Annotated in this window: 1 protein-coding gene and 1 pseudogene; both read right to left on the reverse strand. The window is 39.2% G+C overall.

What is annotated here, in order from left to right; genetic code table 11:
- Positions 1-26 precede the first annotated feature (26 nt).
- Positions 27-209: a hypothetical protein gene (locus SINDD18_RS10105; protein WP_045763661.1), complete on the reverse strand. Its 183-nt coding sequence runs from the start codon at positions 207-209 to the stop codon at positions 27-29.
- A 1-nt stretch (position 210) separates the two neighbouring features.
- Positions 211-400: pseudogene (locus SINDD18_RS10110) on the reverse strand (hypothetical protein); the annotation flags it as partial.

Here is a 400-nt window from a genome sequence, read left to right on the forward strand (position 1 = left end):
AAGAGTGAAGAGCCTCCAAAAAGATTTCATTCTTTATCCTCCGGCTTCATCAACCAAGTAGCTGTATCCATAAGCTTATCTACGAGAACTAATTTCGCCAAACTAACGACTGTGTTTTCATCTTTTTTTATGGTTTCTGCAACTTTTAAAGCTTGCCTTGTTAGAAGATAATTACCGTAGGTTTTGGCCAGTACTGTTATGATCCCCATGTCAATCTCCTTCTATGATTTCCACTTCTTTTCGGATAGTGGCAACATCTCTTTGATATTGTGCCTCATCGTAGTTAATCAATTTGGACAATTCTTTTTGCAATCTTTCTCCCATGGGTTTCATGGTCGCAAAGGTTAAGCCACCTGATAGGACTCCACCTAAGATAGGAATAACTTTCCCCATCCCCTTA

The sequence above is a fragment of the Streptococcus infantis genome (assembly GCF_001579645.1).
In the GTDB taxonomy this organism is placed as follows: Bacteria; Bacillota; Bacilli; order Lactobacillales; family Streptococcaceae; genus Streptococcus; species Streptococcus infantis_E.

Coding starts and splice junctions, on each gene's coding strand:
- SINDD18_RS10105 (WP_045763661.1), bottom strand. CDS start 209: ATGGGGATCATAACAGTACTGGCCAAAACCTACGGTAATTATCTTCTA.